The organism is Niveibacterium sp. COAC-50, from assembly GCF_013184235.1.
Classification (GTDB): domain Bacteria; phylum Pseudomonadota; class Gammaproteobacteria; order Burkholderiales; family Rhodocyclaceae; genus Niveibacterium; species Niveibacterium microcysteis.
In genome coordinates this window covers 46,841-61,261 of the sequence record NZ_JABCJM010000004.1, presented here as the reverse complement: position 1 = coordinate 61,261, position 14,421 = coordinate 46,841, and the positions used below count along the sequence as shown (strand labels likewise).

The 14,421-nt window shown below is 63.9% G+C and carries 10 protein-coding genes; 2 read left to right on the top strand and 8 right to left on the bottom strand.

What is annotated here, in order from left to right; genetic code table 11:
• Positions 1 to 115 precede the first annotated feature (115 nt).
• Positions 116 to 535 carry an inner membrane protein YiaA gene (gene yiaA, locus HH302_RS15790; protein WP_172203211.1) on the top strand — a complete coding sequence of 140 codons (420 nt, stop codon included), beginning with the start codon at positions 116 to 118 and terminating at the stop codon, positions 533 to 535.
• A gap of 11 nt (positions 536 to 546) precedes the next feature.
• On the opposite strand, the gene HH302_RS15785 is transcribed toward yiaA, so the two are convergent.
• The 8 genes from HH302_RS15785 to HH302_RS15750 all read right to left on the bottom strand — a co-directional run bounded on the left by HH302_RS15785 (position 547) and on the right by HH302_RS15750 (position 13,636).
• Complete coding sequence (locus tag HH302_RS15785) at positions 547 to 1,320, bottom strand: LytTR family DNA-binding domain-containing protein (RefSeq protein WP_172203210.1); 774 nt, start codon at positions 1,318 to 1,320, stop codon at positions 547 to 549.
• Complete coding sequence (locus HH302_RS15780) at positions 1,317 to 2,387, bottom strand: sensor histidine kinase (RefSeq protein ID WP_172203209.1); 1,071 nt, start codon at positions 2,385 to 2,387, stop codon at positions 1,317 to 1,319. Before HH302_RS15780 ends, HH302_RS15785 begins: the two co-directional genes overlap by 4 nt.
• Before the next feature lie 123 nt (positions 2,388 to 2,510).
• A complete protein-coding gene (gene clsB, locus HH302_RS15775) occupies positions 2,511 to 3,686 on the bottom strand; it encodes a cardiolipin synthase ClsB (protein WP_172203208.1) in 1,176 nt (391 codons plus the stop codon).
• Between the two features lies 1 nt (position 3,687).
• Positions 3,688 to 4,437: an endonuclease/exonuclease/phosphatase family protein gene (locus HH302_RS15770; protein ID WP_172203207.1), complete on the bottom strand. Its 750-nt coding sequence runs from the start codon at positions 4,435 to 4,437 to the stop codon at positions 3,688 to 3,690.
• A 299-nt stretch (positions 4,438 to 4,736) separates the two neighbouring features.
• Positions 4,737 to 6,014, bottom strand: a complete 1,278-nt coding sequence (locus HH302_RS15765; protein ID WP_172203206.1) for a T6SS immunity protein Tli4 family protein — start codon at positions 6,012 to 6,014, stop codon at positions 4,737 to 4,739.
• Positions 6,011 to 9,079: a phospholipase D-like domain-containing protein gene (locus HH302_RS15760; protein WP_172203205.1), complete on the bottom strand. Its 3,069-nt coding sequence runs from the start codon at positions 9,077 to 9,079 to the stop codon at positions 6,011 to 6,013. Before HH302_RS15760 ends, HH302_RS15765 begins: the two co-directional genes overlap by 4 nt.
• Positions 9,080 to 9,098: 19 nt before the next feature.
• Positions 9,099 to 12,386 carry a type VI secretion system Vgr family protein gene (locus HH302_RS15755; RefSeq protein WP_172203204.1) on the bottom strand — a complete coding sequence of 1,096 codons (3,288 nt, stop codon included), beginning with the start codon at positions 12,384 to 12,386 and terminating at the stop codon, positions 9,099 to 9,101.
• Between the two features lie 224 nt (positions 12,387 to 12,610).
• On the bottom strand, positions 12,611 to 13,636 hold the full coding sequence (locus HH302_RS15750) for a transporter (RefSeq protein ID WP_172203203.1): 1,026 nt from the start codon (positions 13,634 to 13,636) through the stop codon (positions 12,611 to 12,613).
• Positions 13,637 to 13,855: 219 nt separating this feature from the next.
• Here HH302_RS15750 and HH302_RS15745 point away from each other — a divergent pair, with 219 nt between their 5' ends.
• Positions 13,856 to 14,398, top strand: coding sequence for a chalcone isomerase family protein (locus tag HH302_RS15745; RefSeq protein ID WP_172203202.1), 543 nt, complete (start codon positions 13,856 to 13,858; stop codon positions 14,396 to 14,398).
• Positions 14,399 to 14,421 lie beyond the last annotated feature (23 nt).

Sequence of the window (14,421 nt, the reverse complement as noted above, 5' to 3'; positions counted from 1 at the left end):
GTGCGGCGCGGAATCTTCCGCCGTCGGCCGCAATTCTGGCTCGCGCCGCGGGCGCCGCTAGCTGACAATGCGCACGGGCCGGAAAAGCCCGAATCAATCAGACTTCAGAGGAAACATGGCCAGCGAATTTCATAAGCCTTCTGCCGCATTCGTCGGCGCGTCGTGGATCGCGTTGTTCCTTGGCGTCGGCGCCTATTGCGCTGGCCTGTGGAATGCGCAGATGCAGCTCAACGAGAAGGGCTACTACTTCACGCTCATTCTCTACGGCCTGTTTGCCGCCGTGTCGCTGCAGAAGAGCGTGCGCGACAAGCTCGAAGGCATCCCGGTTACCGGCATCTACTTCGGCCTGGCGTGGGTCTCGGTGGCGGTCTCGATTTTGCTGCTCTGCGTGGGCCTGTGGAATGCCACGCTGGCGCCGAGCGAGAAGGGCTTCTACGCGATGGCCTTTGCGCTGAGCCTGTTTGCGGCGGTGGCGGTGCAGAAGAACACCCGCGACAGCCGCCACGACTATACGCAGAAGGAAGAAAACCTCTGAGCGCCGCGCGGCTACATCTGCCGGAACAGGTGGGCGTAGCTGCGCGATACCGTCAGGGTCTCCGGCCGGCCGGCGAGCTTGAGTAGTACCCGGCCATTGCCGTCTGGCCGCGCGCTTTGCACATGGCGCAGGTTCACGATGAGTCCGCGGTGGATCTGCTGGAAGTCGGCCGGATCGAGTTGATCCAGCAGTTCCTTGAGCGGCGTGCGGATCAGCGATTCGCCTTCCTGCGTGAACACCGCGACGTACTTGTCGGTGGCAGCGAAGTAGATCACGTCTTTCACGGCGAGCATTTTCACCGTGTCGCCCACTGCGGCGCGCACCCAGTTGAGCCGGGCCGCGGGGGCCGGGCTTGCGCCGCGCTGCAACGCCGCGATCAGGCTTGCGAGATCGGGTGCTGTGGCCGGCTGTTCAAGGCGCTTGCGCAGTTTGGTGATGCAGTGCTCCAGCCGTTGCATGGTGAAGGGCTTCAGCAGGTAGTCCACCGCTTCGCGCTCGAAGGCCTCTACCGCGAAACTGTCGTAGGCGGTGACGAATACCAGCAAAGGCGCAACGCCTTCGTTCAGCAGGGTCTGCGCGACCGACATGCCCGATTGACCCGGCATGCGGATATCGAGAAACGCGATGTCCGGGCGCTGTGCGCGGCAGGCCGCCAGCGCTGCGTCACCATCGTCCGCTTCGGCGACGATCTGCAGTGCGGGCCATAGTTGCCGCAAGGCATCGACAAGGTCGGCGCGTAGCAAGGGTTCGTCGTCGGCGACGACAGCGCGAATGGTCGAGTTCATGCGTGTACTCCAGCACGATCGGCGGGGATCTCGATGCTTGCGCACACGCCGCCGCCCGGCGCGCTCTCAACCGACAGGCGCGCATCGTCGCCAAAACACGAAGCCAGCCGCGCCTGCACATTTTCCAGACCGAGTCCGGTGCCTTGCGTGTTCGAAGCGCCGAGCCCGACGCCGTTGTCGGTCACTGCGAGCCGCACGCGCCCGTCGCGCAACTCAGCCAGCAACGCAATGTGGGCAGGCCCGGCCTTCTGTTCGATACCGTGGGCGATGGCGTTTTCCACCAGCGGCTGCAGCAACAGTGGTGGCAATTGCAGTTCGCGCAAGGCGGGCGCCACGCGCGTCTCGACGGTGAGCCGGCCGCCCATGCGGATACGTTGGATGTCGAGGTAGGCGCTCAGCAATTCGAACTCCGCCGCGAGCGTGGTGTGCGGCGTGCGCGATGCCTGCAGCGTGGCGCGCAGCCACTCGATCAGGCGATCGAGCAGGGTGCGAGCGAGCTCGGGGTCGCGCCCGATCAGGCTGCGCAGGTTGGCCAGGGTGTTGAACAGGAAGTGCGGTTCGATCTGCGCCTGCAGCGCGGCCAATTGTGCGCTGGCGGCGGCACGCTCGGCTTCGGTGCGCGCGGCATCGGCCTGCGCCGCGCGGGCCGCGAGTTCGGCGGATCGGCGCTCGGCCACCTCTCGCCACCAGAAGAAGGCGAAGCAGAGCGCAAACGCGACGGCCGAGAAACCAAAGGTGAGCCGCCACGCATAGGGCGACTGGGTCAGCGCGGCGGTGGCCGGATGCCCGCGCAGCGCGGTGGCGAGCATCATGCCGCCGACCACCCCGAGTGCGCCGCCCGCGATGCCCCAGGCGAACTTGAGTGCGGGGTAGCGGATGTAGCGGATCGGGATCGATGACAGGTAGCACAGCCCGCCAATGCACTGGCTATAGACCAGTGCTTCGCCAAATCCGCTGCCGGATACGGTGGTCCACAGCGCCGCGAACACCGTGTTGAAGACAAGCAACAACGGCAGTTCCTGCAGATAGTGGCGCGGCGGTACCGGGGTGCGAGTGCAAGGTTTCATGCCGAGATGATGCCCTGCGGCCGCGCGGATCGGCCAGTGCGCAAGGATGAATCGACGCCAGCGCGGCGCAAAACGCGTGAGGCGGGCGCGAACGGCGGCCCTCGTTGGGCGCAGGCGTTCGCGTCAGGCCGGTGGGCCGCGGTCCGCCGCGCGTACCCCAACGATGCCCATCATGGCGCGCACCACCATGTAGGCGCTCCAGCTCGCAAAGCGCCGATACCATGGCGCCCGCTGGTGTTCGGCCAGTAGCAGTTCGACCGCGCCGTCCTGCATTGCTTGGTCGAGGCTTGCGCGTAGTTCGCCGGCGAAGCCGACGTCACGGACCACCACATTCGCCTCGCGCGCGAGCATCAGGCTGAAGGGGTCGATGTTGGATGAACCCACCGTCGCCCAGTGCCCGTCGCATACCGCCACCTTTGCGTGAAGGAAGCTCTTGCGGTATTCGAAGATGCGCACGCCGCCGGCCAACAGGTGCGGATAGAGGGCCCGCGTGGCGTAGTGCAGCAATACGTACTCCACGCGACCTTGCAACAGCAGCACCACGTTGCAACCGCGCCGCGCAGCTTCGATCAGGGCCTGGCGGAAGCGCCGGCCGGGCAAGAAGTAGGCGTTCGCAATCACGATCTCGCGCCGCGCCTGAGCGATCGCATCAAGGTAGGCGTTTTCGATGTCGCGCCGGTTGCGCAGGTTGTTGCGCACTACGAAGGCGGCGCGCACCGCGCCAACCGGCAAAGGAGAGGCCGCCAGTTCGCTTTGCCAGGCCGGGCGCTCGCGCAAACCGGCCCAACTCACCAGCCACCACACTCGGTGCACCGAGGTGTGGATCGGCCCCAGCAGCGGGCCTTCCACCTTCACCGCATAGTCGAAGCGCGGTGGTGTCTGGCCGGGTGTATCCATGTCGTCGATGATGTTGATGCCGCCAACGAAGGCAACCCGTGCGTCGATGACTGCCAGCTTGCGGTGCAACCGCCGCAGGCGGTGGCGGCGAAAGCGCAGGGCGCGTAGTTCCTGCCGGTAGATCAGCACTTCGACGCCGGCCTCTCGGAGCCGTGGCGCAGTGTGATCGACAAAATCGCGGCCTCCGAAGCCATCCACCAGCACCCGTACCGCGCAGCCGCGCGCTGCCGCCCGGCTCAGCGCAGCGGTGACCGCTTCGCCCGTTGCATCGCTGGCGTAAATGTAGGTCTCCAGGTGCACCTCGATGCGCGCGGCGTCGATTGCAGCGATCAGCGCGGGAAAGTACTCCGCACCGCATTCGAGCAGCGTCAGGGCGTTACCGGGGAGCAGCGGCGCAGGCATGTCAGCCGGTGTAGACCAGCTCCGCAGTGAGCGGCGCATGGTCCGATACGTTCGCCCAGCCATGGCCGCGCAACACTTCGGCCTGGGTGGGGCGCAGGTGGCGTACGTAGATCCGATCGAGCGTGAGCAAAGGCAGCTTGCTCGGGAAGCTGCGCGCCGGCCGCCCCGTGAGTTCGGTAAACACCTCCTGCATACCGAGCTGGCGCGCGAGCCACTCGTTCGCCTTGCTGTGCCAATCGTTGAAGTCACCGGCAATGATCACCGGCGCATCCGGCGGAATCTCCTCATGCACCCGCTCGATCAGGCTAGAGAGCTGGCGCCGACGTTGCGCATCCGTCAGCGACACATGCACACAGATCGCGTGCAGCGGCACACCGTTGTCCATGCCCAGCACACAATGCAGCAGGCCGCGTCGCTCGAAGCGGGTCAGCGACACATCCTGGTTATCCGCGGTCAAGATCGGCAGCTTCGAAATCAGCGCATTGCCGTGGTGCCCCTGCCTATACACCGCGTTACCGCCATACGCCGTTTGCTGCCAATTGCCCTGCGCGAGGAACTCGTGCTGCGGCATCGCCGGCCAGTCATCGTGTTGCGCCTGATGGCCCAGATGCAGCCCCTGCACCTCCTGCAAGAACACCACATCCGAATTCAAAGCCCGCAGCCGCTCGCGCAGATCATGAATCACCATGCGGCGGTTGAACTGCGAGAAACCCTTGTGGATGTTGTACGAGCAGATCCGGAGGCGCGTCATTGCGGCGAGCGATAAAGGGAGTCGCCTCAGTGTGCCGCAAAGTCGCGATGGCGCACAGAGTGCGGGGGCATGGTTCGGCCGACGATCGCCGCGAGCGAAGCGCGGGCGGTCGCCGCAATGACTTTGCGGGCGTTCCAGTCTTGATTGCCGTGAATGTGGCGGCCACATCGGCTCCGGCTCTCGCCCGATTGTTGCGGTGTGCCGCACCAGCCAGGTTTGTGGGCCGCTGAACTTGCGTGCGCTCCGAGGTAATCCAGTGGACGGGCGCTCTCACCAGTCCTGCGAGGCCAGAGTGAGGGCTATTGAGCCTTACGCGTCCGCAGTGAGCTCAGCGTCAACTCAAAGCGCTTCATGCTCTGCTCGAACGCGGGGGGATTGACCTTGAGATCGTCGGGAGCGGTCTCGCGGTCGAAGCTGCGCATGTTGAGCGACACGAAGGGCAGCACCTGCGAGTGGTCCCAGCCCCGCGCACCGGCGTAGAGGCTGTAGCCGGGTGTCCCCTCAAGGGTGTAGATGCCGCCCAGCACCGCCGGGCGCGCCCCGATGCTCGTGCCCTTGGGGCCAATGGCCTGGATCTTGCGACCATAGCCATTGCCGAGCAGCCCTGCCACCGTTGAACGCGCGGTTGCTTCGAGCAAGGGCTCGGTTGGGTTAAAGTTGCGCTCGCCCTCCACCGCGGTGGCAAGGGTGTAGATCACCCCCGGGCTGTCGGAAAAGCGGTACGACACCTCGGCCTGAAAATGCCCCTGACCATCGTCGCGGATGAAGCCGTGCGGAATGCACAGCCCCGGCTTGTTGGGCACTTGGTAGAGCGGTCGGTATTCGAAGCGCGATAGCAGATCCTTGAAAGCCACGACGCGCTGATCAAACGGCGCTTCGCCCTCTCCTCCCGTGGACATGAACTGGAAGGCAAAGCCCCCGCGCAGGACGAAGGCGTAGAGCGTGGGGCCGGCAATGTAACCGGTGCTGTTGGGCAGGCCCCAGTCGGTGGGGTGCCAGTCTTTGTCGAATTCCCGCTTGCTGGCAGCCAATGCCTCCGCATTATTCAGCGCGTCTTGCATCGCCTTCTTGTAGTCAGCCGTTCTCACTGAATCTGCCTTGATCTCGGGTGTTTCTAACTGCTCTGTGAAGTCTTTGGCGGAAAGCCTCTCAATCCGAATGTTCTCGTCAAAGTCCTGAAGCGCGATGTTCTTGTGCACGCCTGCGATGCGTTGCATCTCTCGTATCGTTTCGGACGTTGCTTCTGCGGCGACCACCACATTTACGTTTGCTATCCGAATGGCATCTTCCCCGCCGCGTAGAATCCGTGAGAAGCCGAGGATCGAAGTGTTGGCTCGAACTCGTTTGGGCAGGCCCCATTCGAATTTTGGCTGCGCAGGCACTTCGAACACCAAGCGCCCCAGGCATTCCGAGCGCGCGCCCGGCGCTACGCTGTAACCTGGGTGATAGGCCGCCGCAAGGTCTTGTTCGGTGGGGGCCGGGGCGGGCCGTGGAGACTGCGCACCGCTGGGTTGGCAGGCGCAGAGCATGAGGGCCAGCGTGGCCTGCGCCGTACGGCCTCGAAGGAGGAAGGTCATGCGGCGGATTCCTTCGGCGAAGTGGTTTCGCGCAGAGCAATTGCGGCGTCAGGGCGCGCGGCTTCTCTGCGCGCGATGGTCGCAATATGGGTCTTGGAGAACAGATTATCCTCGCCGCGTGTCCACTCGGTCGGCAAGGCAACAATGAATCCCTGCACGCCTTGGGGGGTTGCCGCGGGGGCCTTGCTGGTGGCTGTATCCGACGCCGGCGCCCAGGAGTGATTCACGTCCTTGTAGTCAGCCTCTCGCCAGAACAGCGGATCGAATGGCATTCGGTAGCGCAGGCGCCCTCCCTTGCCATGCTCCAGGTAAGTTTTGTACTTCCAGGTCGGCCAGATGGACGCTGGTGCGCCGCCGGGATTCTTGTCCTGCGCTTCTTTCGGCTGAATCTCCGGTCGGGCCTCTGACCGTGGTGTGTACCAGAATGCTTTGCCATAGTTGTTGGCATTCAAGGTTGCACGCTGCTGAATCGCCTCCCAGGTTGCCGGTAGCCCGGGGCTCTTGAGAATCGAATCACTTAGCAGTGCGGGCGCTTGCCGCCCGGGCGCGCTGGCGCCGAAGTGTTTCTTCCACAGCGCGACGCGCAAATCATGCACCTCTTTGGCTACCGACTGCATCGGGCCGGCCAGAGGCACTTTGATTGCATTGCGACTGGTGATGACCGTGGCCAACTCAGAGTCTCGATCGCCCAGCATGCTGCGGTCGTTGATGTTGGCGCTGCCTAGTACGGCCACCTGGTCGTCGGCAATCAGGAGCTTGCTGTGCACATAGATCTGTTCGGTCACCGGCTGCCCCTTGAGGACATCCCAATTGCGCAGGTTTAGCAGTGTGATGAAACGCTTCCAGTCATCGCGGGCCTGGTTGACGATGTCGACGATATCCATCGCATGGACCAATTCTTCCGCCTGCGCCCAACTGATTCTCTTTTCTCGCCGCACTCGATCGGTGAGGATGGCACGGCGCACGCCGTTGATCAGGCTGTGCTCGCCGAAGGCCAGGCTGTGCATGGTTAGATGCACCTGGCTCATGATGTTGAGCGTATCCAAGGTGCCCTCGGGGTGTACGGGCAGCACGATGTAGACATGGAACGGCCGCCCATCCTTGAGGCCGACACGGGTAATGCGATCGATGAGGGCTTTGCCGATCGGGTTGCGTAACGCTGCCTGTGGCGCCGTGGGTTGGGTCAGTACTTCTCGGGTGGCGATGTTCTTCATGACCGTATCGAGGTCGTGAAGGAACTCCGGCCCACCAGCCAGACGCATGACATCGTCGACCTTTGACCATCGGATCCGCGTCGGGATTTCGGCCGCCTTGGCCCCGCGGATCTCTAGTAGATCGAGAAACTGCCGCGTGTGGGGATTGTCCTCCAGCGCCAGCATGCAGCGCATTGGCCCGGACAAACCAGCTTGCACTGCCTCCGACTGACCGTGCGCGGTCTGGAAGAACTGCCCTTCGATATAGATGAAGTGCCGCGCGGTCGATATGGCCTTCAGCATTGCCTTGAGGCAATTGTTCTGTGCGAGCACTGGCTGGATGGTTCGCCCCGCTGCTGCTGCCTCCATTTGCTGGAGTGACTTGCTCGCGCTGCGCATCACTTGAACGGTGCACTGCCCCTTCGGCGCAGGGGGCGAGCGGAGCATGCGGTCCGCGCCGATGCGCGGCATACGCGGTGCGCTGGGAACCTGGATGCCAAAGGTGTTGGCTAACGTGGACGCCACAGCGTGGCGATAGTTGGCCGACGAACGTTCGTACAACTGGCACACACTGTTCCAACGCTCGACGAAGTTGCGGCTCAGATCGAAGACCGAAGGGCCTTCGATCCGGCACTGGACGTCTTGCCACGGCATCCGGGGTTGGCGCTCGGTGTCGTGTGCGGCAGGCGGCAGTGCCCGCCCCGTAGAAAAGAGGCGCTCGTAGTATTCGGGCGGGCGCCATGAGGCCGAGTTGGTTGTTACTGCGATCAGCCAGCCAAGACTCCCCGCGATCTGCCCTAGCTCCTGCTGAACTCCAAGAGGGAGCGCATGCAAGGACTGGCCGCTCAGCCAGGCCATTGCAGCAGAGGCCGCATTCGCAGCGTTGGCCGCACCGGTCGCCGCCATTGCCTCAAGCTGACTCTTGAGTCGCCCTGTTTGCGCGCGATACGCCTCCTGTACGTTGTCCACGGCCCAGTCCTGCACCCCATTCACAAAATCGGAGAACAGATTGACGTTGTTCCACCAATCGCCAATTGCGTTGCCGTACTCGGCCAGCTTGTCGCTCGCGGCGTCGCGTGCATCCAATGTCGAAGCAAGCAGCCCTTCAGATGGAGAGGTGAGGAAGGTCAAGACCTTCTTCGCGACACCTTTCGTACCGATGGCGGCCAGCAGTTCCAGTTGGGTCACACAGTGCTGGACGTCCGTGCGCTTGAGTTGAGCGACTGGCGGAATACACGTGTTGTAGAACTCGTTGAATCGCCGCTGGTTCGCCTTGAGGCTGAACGTCGCGTCGTCGCGGCGTCCGTAGGCGAGGTCGATTCCACCGCCGAACGCGACGCGGTTGTCGATGACCACCGACTTCTGATGGTGAGAGAACATGACGTTGCCAACCCCTTGGTCGGATTGGACCGGGGCTCCCAAGCAGAACGCGCGTCCCTTGATTTCCGGTAAACCGTTGAGCAAAGCGACGGCCAGAGCCGTAAACAGCGCTCCAGTGTCCGGCGTTCCCGGGTTTTGCCAAGGCATGACATACACGTTTGCGCCGTTTCGCAGCGCTTTGCCGAGTGCCGCCAGCAAGGTGCTGCCCGGGGTAAGTTCAACATCGAAATTCACCTGCCAGCCAGCGATGAAGACTGACACTTTTGCTGACTCAATTGCCGCCTTGACGGCCTCGAAGTAGTCGGCCCCAGTTGTGTAGAAGTTGACGGCGTTGCCAGTCCTTGGCTGGGAGTACACCGGACCCCAGGCGATCCCCTCGCCAGCAGGCGGCGTTGTGCAGTCAAGCGCAAACCAGTCGGGGGCGGATACTGCTTTGCAGGCAACCTCACCGTCCTGTGTGAGCACCTGATGAATCGTGTTCTCTTGTCCCATGCTCTGTCTGTCCGAACAGTTAGCTCGTCGCCTTGAGTGCCGCGGCGAGCGCGGAGGATGAAGGCGCTGCGAGTTGGTCCTTGGCGTAGCGCAGTTGTTCGTGCAGCCCGTCACTGTGTGGGTGTTGATGAACTTTGGCGCTGAAATCCGCCGCGCTCATCAACTGACGCAGTCGCTCCTCAGGTGTCCATTCAGCAGACTCGCGTGCAGTCTTGATGCGAGCGCTATGACCCGGCTGCATCAACCACAGGCGGCCGGGGTTCGCGCAATAGGCATCCTGAAGCGTTTTCTGATCTCCGTCGGAGAGCCTGATGCTGCCATCTGTCTCTGTTGCGCCTTCGAGCAGGATCTGTGTGGCGTCAATTGTTGCCATCCCTTCGGGTTCCTCTGAGCTAATTGCCACAACCCAAGGTTGGCCGCCGACACCGTGGCCTGCTACGCCAGGAGCGTCCGCCAAACGCAGATCAAACTTCATCGGGCGAGTTGGGACGCTCACCTCAGGGAAGTCGGGGAGTGCGTGATTGAGCTTCCCCGGCGCAGAGAAACTCTTCTGACTCGCATGCACGGTCAGCGTGCCCGGACATTGCACCGTGATGTTGCCGCCTTCGATCGTGATCGCTGCGCCACCGGCGGTGGCGAGGTGGATCTTCTTTGCGGCGGCGAAGTCGGCTGAGGCGTTGGCGGAGAGGATCTTCAGGTCGTCCTTGGCTGCGATCTGCAGGATGTCGCTGTGGGCTTCGAGGCGCAGGGGGCCGGCGCCTGCGATCATCGACAGTCCCATGCCGCCGTCTCCAGCCTTCTCCGCGCCGGCAAGGATGCCGAGCGTTTGTCCGGTGTGCAGCCGCGTGTTGCCCTGCGTGACCCATTCCTGATTCGCACCGGTGGCGAAGAGCGCCGTTTCGTTGGCGGCGAGGGTGATGCTGTCGGCGGCGGTGAGGGCGACGCCGGCTTTGGCGGAGACCGCGAGCAGTGCCGCAGCGCTGTGCGGCACGCCTTGCTTCTTGATCGGTAGCGCGGCATCCGTGTAGGCGGCACCGAGGTCTTCGGCTGCCACGCAACCGGAGAGCGCTTCGGTGAGTGCGGCCGCGAGCGGTTTTTTCGGTGTCAGCGCGCAGGCATTGGCCTTGCTGCCGCCGACATGGCTCGCGTAGGGCACCGTCTGATGTGTCTTCGCGGCGCTGTTCATCGCTTCGGCGAGCTTCTGTGCCTGGCGCGCGAGCGCGACGCCGGCGGCGTTATCGCCTGCAACGTCGCTGCCGCGCTGCGCGTAGCTGGAGAGCAGGACGCCGCGCCCGCCGTTGATTGCGCCGAACGCGTCGGTGCGCAGCTCGAAACCCTTGCCGCGGAAGCTGCCGCGGTAGTTGTCGCTGGTGTGGATCAGGTGACCCAGTGCGAGGCTGGTGGCCTGCTGCGTGGTGCTGACTTGGGTGCGCAGTTGGTTGTCGGAGTCGTCGAACACCAGCTCGCTCCAGCCGCCACCCCCCCAGGCACGGCTGCGTATGCCAGAGAGCGCACCCGCGTTGCGGTGGTTCGCTTCCCCCGCCCCTGCGGCATGCCACAGCGGCGCATGCCCCCCGGTGAGGTTGCCTTGTGCGCTCGCAGCGCGATCGTTGGCCAACGTGAAGACATTGGGATCGGGCGCACTGGCACGGCCGCCGGGGGAGGGTGCAACGCCATTCTCGCCGCGGCCGTTGAAGGCCGCACCGACGCACACCGGCCGATCGATGTCGCCGTTCATGAAGCTGATCAGAACTTCCTGGCCGATGCGCGGGATAAAGCGGGTGCCGGCATTCGATCCGGCATGGCGGGTCACCACGCGCACCCAGCATGATGCGGGGTCGTCCGGTTGCTGCCACAGAAAGCGCACCCGGATGCGCCCCAGCGCATCGGTATGCACTTCCTGCGTACCCGAGGCCACCTCTTCGCCATTGGCACCCACCACCACGGCGTGCTGCAGGCCGGATGCCGTGGGGCGCGGGTTCAGGCGGGCACCGGTGTCGTCCGTGAGTTGGGGGCGCCACGGGATCAGCGCACGCTGTGCGCTGAAGTGACAAGCGAAACCGTGTTCTTCGCTCGCGGCGAGCAGGGCGGGCGAGAGCGCGATGGCGGCATCGTTGGTGTTGCGCAAGCGGGCGGCCGCTTCGGACAGCCCCACCGGCAGGTTGTTCTTGCCGGCGGCCTCAACCGAGCAGACGAGGAAGCGGCGTTCCTGGCTACCACCCGCCGCCGTAGGCAGCAAGGTCGCAAGATCGCCGATGAGGCTGGTCTTCAGGTCGAACCATGTGCCTGGGCGCAGCGTGCGCACCGTTGCGTGGCCCAGCCAAGTTTCCTGGCGCGCCTCGATGGCCTCTCGCGCGAGTCGGGCATAGCGTTCGGCCAGGCTGGAGTTGGCGAACGCATAGGCGCCGGAGAAGTCGTAGTCCTCCAGCGCGGGGGCGTTTGGCCCGCCGACGGCGCGCGCGGCTGGCAGCGATGCGCTGATGCTGGCGTCCGCCTTGTAATCGGTCGACAGCAGCGTGGTGACTGACGCGGTGAAGCGCCGCTGTGCGCCGAAGGCGAGGATGCTGTCCTGCTCTTCGGGGGCGGCTGCGCGATGAAAGCGCAGGCCCGCGCCACCCGCGGCCGATGCTGCGCAGCGATCCTGCGGCAGCGCCGCGGCGTCAGCGAAGATCAGCCACTCATGCAAGGCCTGTTGCGATACGGAGTCGGCCGGTGCGCTATCTTCGGCTAGCTCGCGAAAACAGAAGCCAAGCCCTTCCTCGGCAAGCAGGCGGGAGAGAAAGGCATAGTCGGTTTCCCGGTACTGCACGCAGAGCGAACGTGGCGGCAACTCGGCCAGGAATGCGGGGACTTCGTCAGCCAGGCGCCATTGCGCCAGGTTGGCGTACGGCGCCAGGACGTTTTCGATAATTGCGGTGAGCGGCTGCTCAAGGAAAACGCGGCTGTTCGCGGTGTCGTTGGCAAACCATAGCCATGGCACTAGTGTGAGGCGATAGCGCGCAAGGCCACCATCCGCTGCCAGCAGCACAGCGTTGCTGACATAGCCGCTCCGCTGGATGCGGCTGCCATCGGCCAGCGTGATGCGCAGCGCTGCCTGTTTGCCATAGATCGCGCCGGTGTCGACGCTGGCATCGGTGCTCAGCAGGTCGATCTGCCAGGTCGGGAGGTCTGATAGCGCTTCGTGTGCGCGGAAACATTCCACCAGCCACGGCGTGTCGTCACCTTCGAGGCTAAAACCGAACAGGCGTGACTCGGAGGAGAACAGCGAGGCGGGGAGGATTGCGGACAGCAGGGACGCGACCGACATGGCGTTGCGGACTCAAACGGGGATGCCGGATGATGACATTGGCAAATCTACATGTCATGGCGGCGTGCGTGGCGGCGTGATCTTCTTGGCAGGCGCGTGTGGCGTCGCATCGGGTGCGGCGCTGGCGAAACGAGGTCGATCCCGCGGGGGCGATGAGGGCGGCTGGTCCGGAATGAAAAAGGCCCCGCATGACGGGGCCTTTTTGGTACAAGCGCGAGCGCCGATCAGTTAACGCGGTAGATCAGGCGCAGCCAGCCGATTGTGCCCTCGGGACGGTTGCGTGCGCCGAATTCTTGCAGCACCTTGAACTCAAGGCCGAGCGAAGAATCTTCGGTCTGCCAGCCCACCTGCGGGCCCAGTGCGAACACGCGCGCCTTGTTGCCGTTGTCGGCCACTGCGCCGGCAATGTCTGACTTGTCCTTGGTGGTCTGCACGATCATGTAGCCCGCTGCGCCGATGCGCAGGCCATCGCGGATCTGGTACATCGCGGCGCCGTCCGAGTGCAGGTACTGGCCGGAGGTGTACTTGGTGTCGTCGTTCTTGGTGTTGAACGAGTAGGTGGTGCGCGCACCGAACTCCCAGCCGTTCTCGGTCACGTAAGCCAGCGTCAGTGCGGGGCGGAAGGTCCAGAAGTTGCCGGCGCCCGGGTTCACGGCGCGATCCTTGTCGTAGCTGCCCGTCGGCGCGACAAAGGCCGGTGCGAAAAGGATGCGGTAGGTATCGGTTTGCCAATCGACGAAGGGAGCGATCTCCGTGTCGCCAATGCCGGACTCTTCGCCGGTGTTGGCGGCGGCGAGCTTCGCGATCTGCGCATCAACCAAGGCACCGATCGGGGCAGGCAGCGGCGTCGTGCGGTTGAGGTTGGTGGTCAGCGATGTCTTGATCAGCGGCACCGTGGCAGATACGCCAACGCGGCCGTCCCACAGCTGGTAGTCCGAGATCCAGCTTGCACGCAGCGCGAGCACATCTGCACGAACCTGGCTGTCCTGTTCCGCGCTCACTTTGCCGATGCCCGGAATACTTGCGCTCTGGACCGGTGTGTTGCCTTCGTCGTCCTTGAACTCGCCGGCGTAGTAGTGCTGATAGTTCGCCTGCACATAGAAACCGGGCATCGCCGGCGAAGTCAGATCCTGCCCGGGCATGCCCAGCAGGGCGCGCAGCTGGCCGCGTTCGGTTGCGATCGCCGGGGCGCTCGCGGTGATCGTCAGCAACATTGCCGCGATCAGATGGTGACTGGAACGTGGTTTCATCATTTTCCTTTTGCCTAGTATTTTTTGGCGGCGTCTTCTGCGAGAATCCGCCCTCTCGCGCGTCCGGGTTGGCTCTTCTCCATACCCATTCGTATGGATTCAATCCCAACAACGGCGCGGATTGTTACACAAGACAGCACACAAAATTAGACGGGGGTGCCCATGCGGTTGCGTATTGAAGGAAAAATGTTGTGTCGGGGCATCGCTCTGGCGTTTTTGATGTTTGTCGGCCAGGCCTTCGCGGCGGTGGATGTGGACGGCGTCAGCTTTGAAGATGGCGATACCGTGGCCGGCCAGAAGCTGGTGCTCAACGGCGCTTCGTCGTCGCAGATTCTCTCTTCCAAGGCGACGGTGGTGGGCCTGTACATGGCGCAGAAGGCGAACACGCCGGAAGCGGCTTTTGCGGTGAAGGGCGCGAAGCGGATTCGCCTGGTCGCGCTGAAGGAAATCTCGGCGAAGGATCTCGCGACGGTGCTGCTGGACCGGATCAAGCAGAACGCGACGCGCGACGAGGTCGAGAACAACATCCTGCAACTGGCGGCGATGGGGGCAGCCTTCAACAGCCGCCCGAAGCTAGTGAAGGGTGACGTGGTGACGCTGGACTGGAATCCGGGCCCCAAGACCACCGAGATCCGCATCAATGGGGATCTGGCAACGCAGCCGATCCAGGGCGATGCGTTCTATCCGGTGGTGATGAAGGTCTGGATCGGTCCGAAGGTGCGCACCAATCTGCGCAACAACCTGCTCGGCGTGCCGAACTGATCGACGCCACGTTGCAATGAAAA

Coding starts and splice junctions, on each gene's coding strand:
- HH302_RS15750 (WP_172203203.1), bottom strand. CDS start 13,636: ATGAAACCACGTTCCAGTCACCATCTGATCGCGGCAATGTTGCTGACG.
- HH302_RS15785 (WP_172203210.1), bottom strand. CDS start 1,320: ATGAACTCGACCATTCGCGCTGTCGTCGCCGACGACGAACCCTTGCTA.
- HH302_RS15765 (WP_172203206.1), bottom strand. CDS start 6,014: ATGACCTTCCTCCTTCGAGGCCGTACGGCGCAGGCCACGCTGGCCCTC.
- HH302_RS15755 (WP_172203204.1), bottom strand. CDS start 12,386: ATGTCGGTCGCGTCCCTGCTGTCCGCAATCCTCCCCGCCTCGCTGTTC.
- HH302_RS15770 (WP_172203207.1), bottom strand. CDS start 4,437: ATGACGCGCCTCCGGATCTGCTCGTACAACATCCACAAGGGTTTCTCG.
- HH302_RS15760 (WP_172203205.1), bottom strand. CDS start 9,079: ATGGGACAAGAGAACACGATTCATCAGGTGCTCACACAGGACGGTGAG.
- yiaA (WP_172203211.1), top strand. CDS start 116: ATGGCCAGCGAATTTCATAAGCCTTCTGCCGCATTCGTCGGCGCGTCG.
- HH302_RS15745 (WP_172203202.1), top strand. CDS start 13,856: ATGTTTGTCGGCCAGGCCTTCGCGGCGGTGGATGTGGACGGCGTCAGC.
- HH302_RS15780 (WP_172203209.1), bottom strand. CDS start 2,387: ATGAAACCTTGCACTCGCACCCCGGTACCGCCGCGCCACTATCTGCAG.
- clsB (WP_172203208.1), bottom strand. CDS start 3,686: ATGCCTGCGCCGCTGCTCCCCGGTAACGCCCTGACGCTGCTCGAATGC.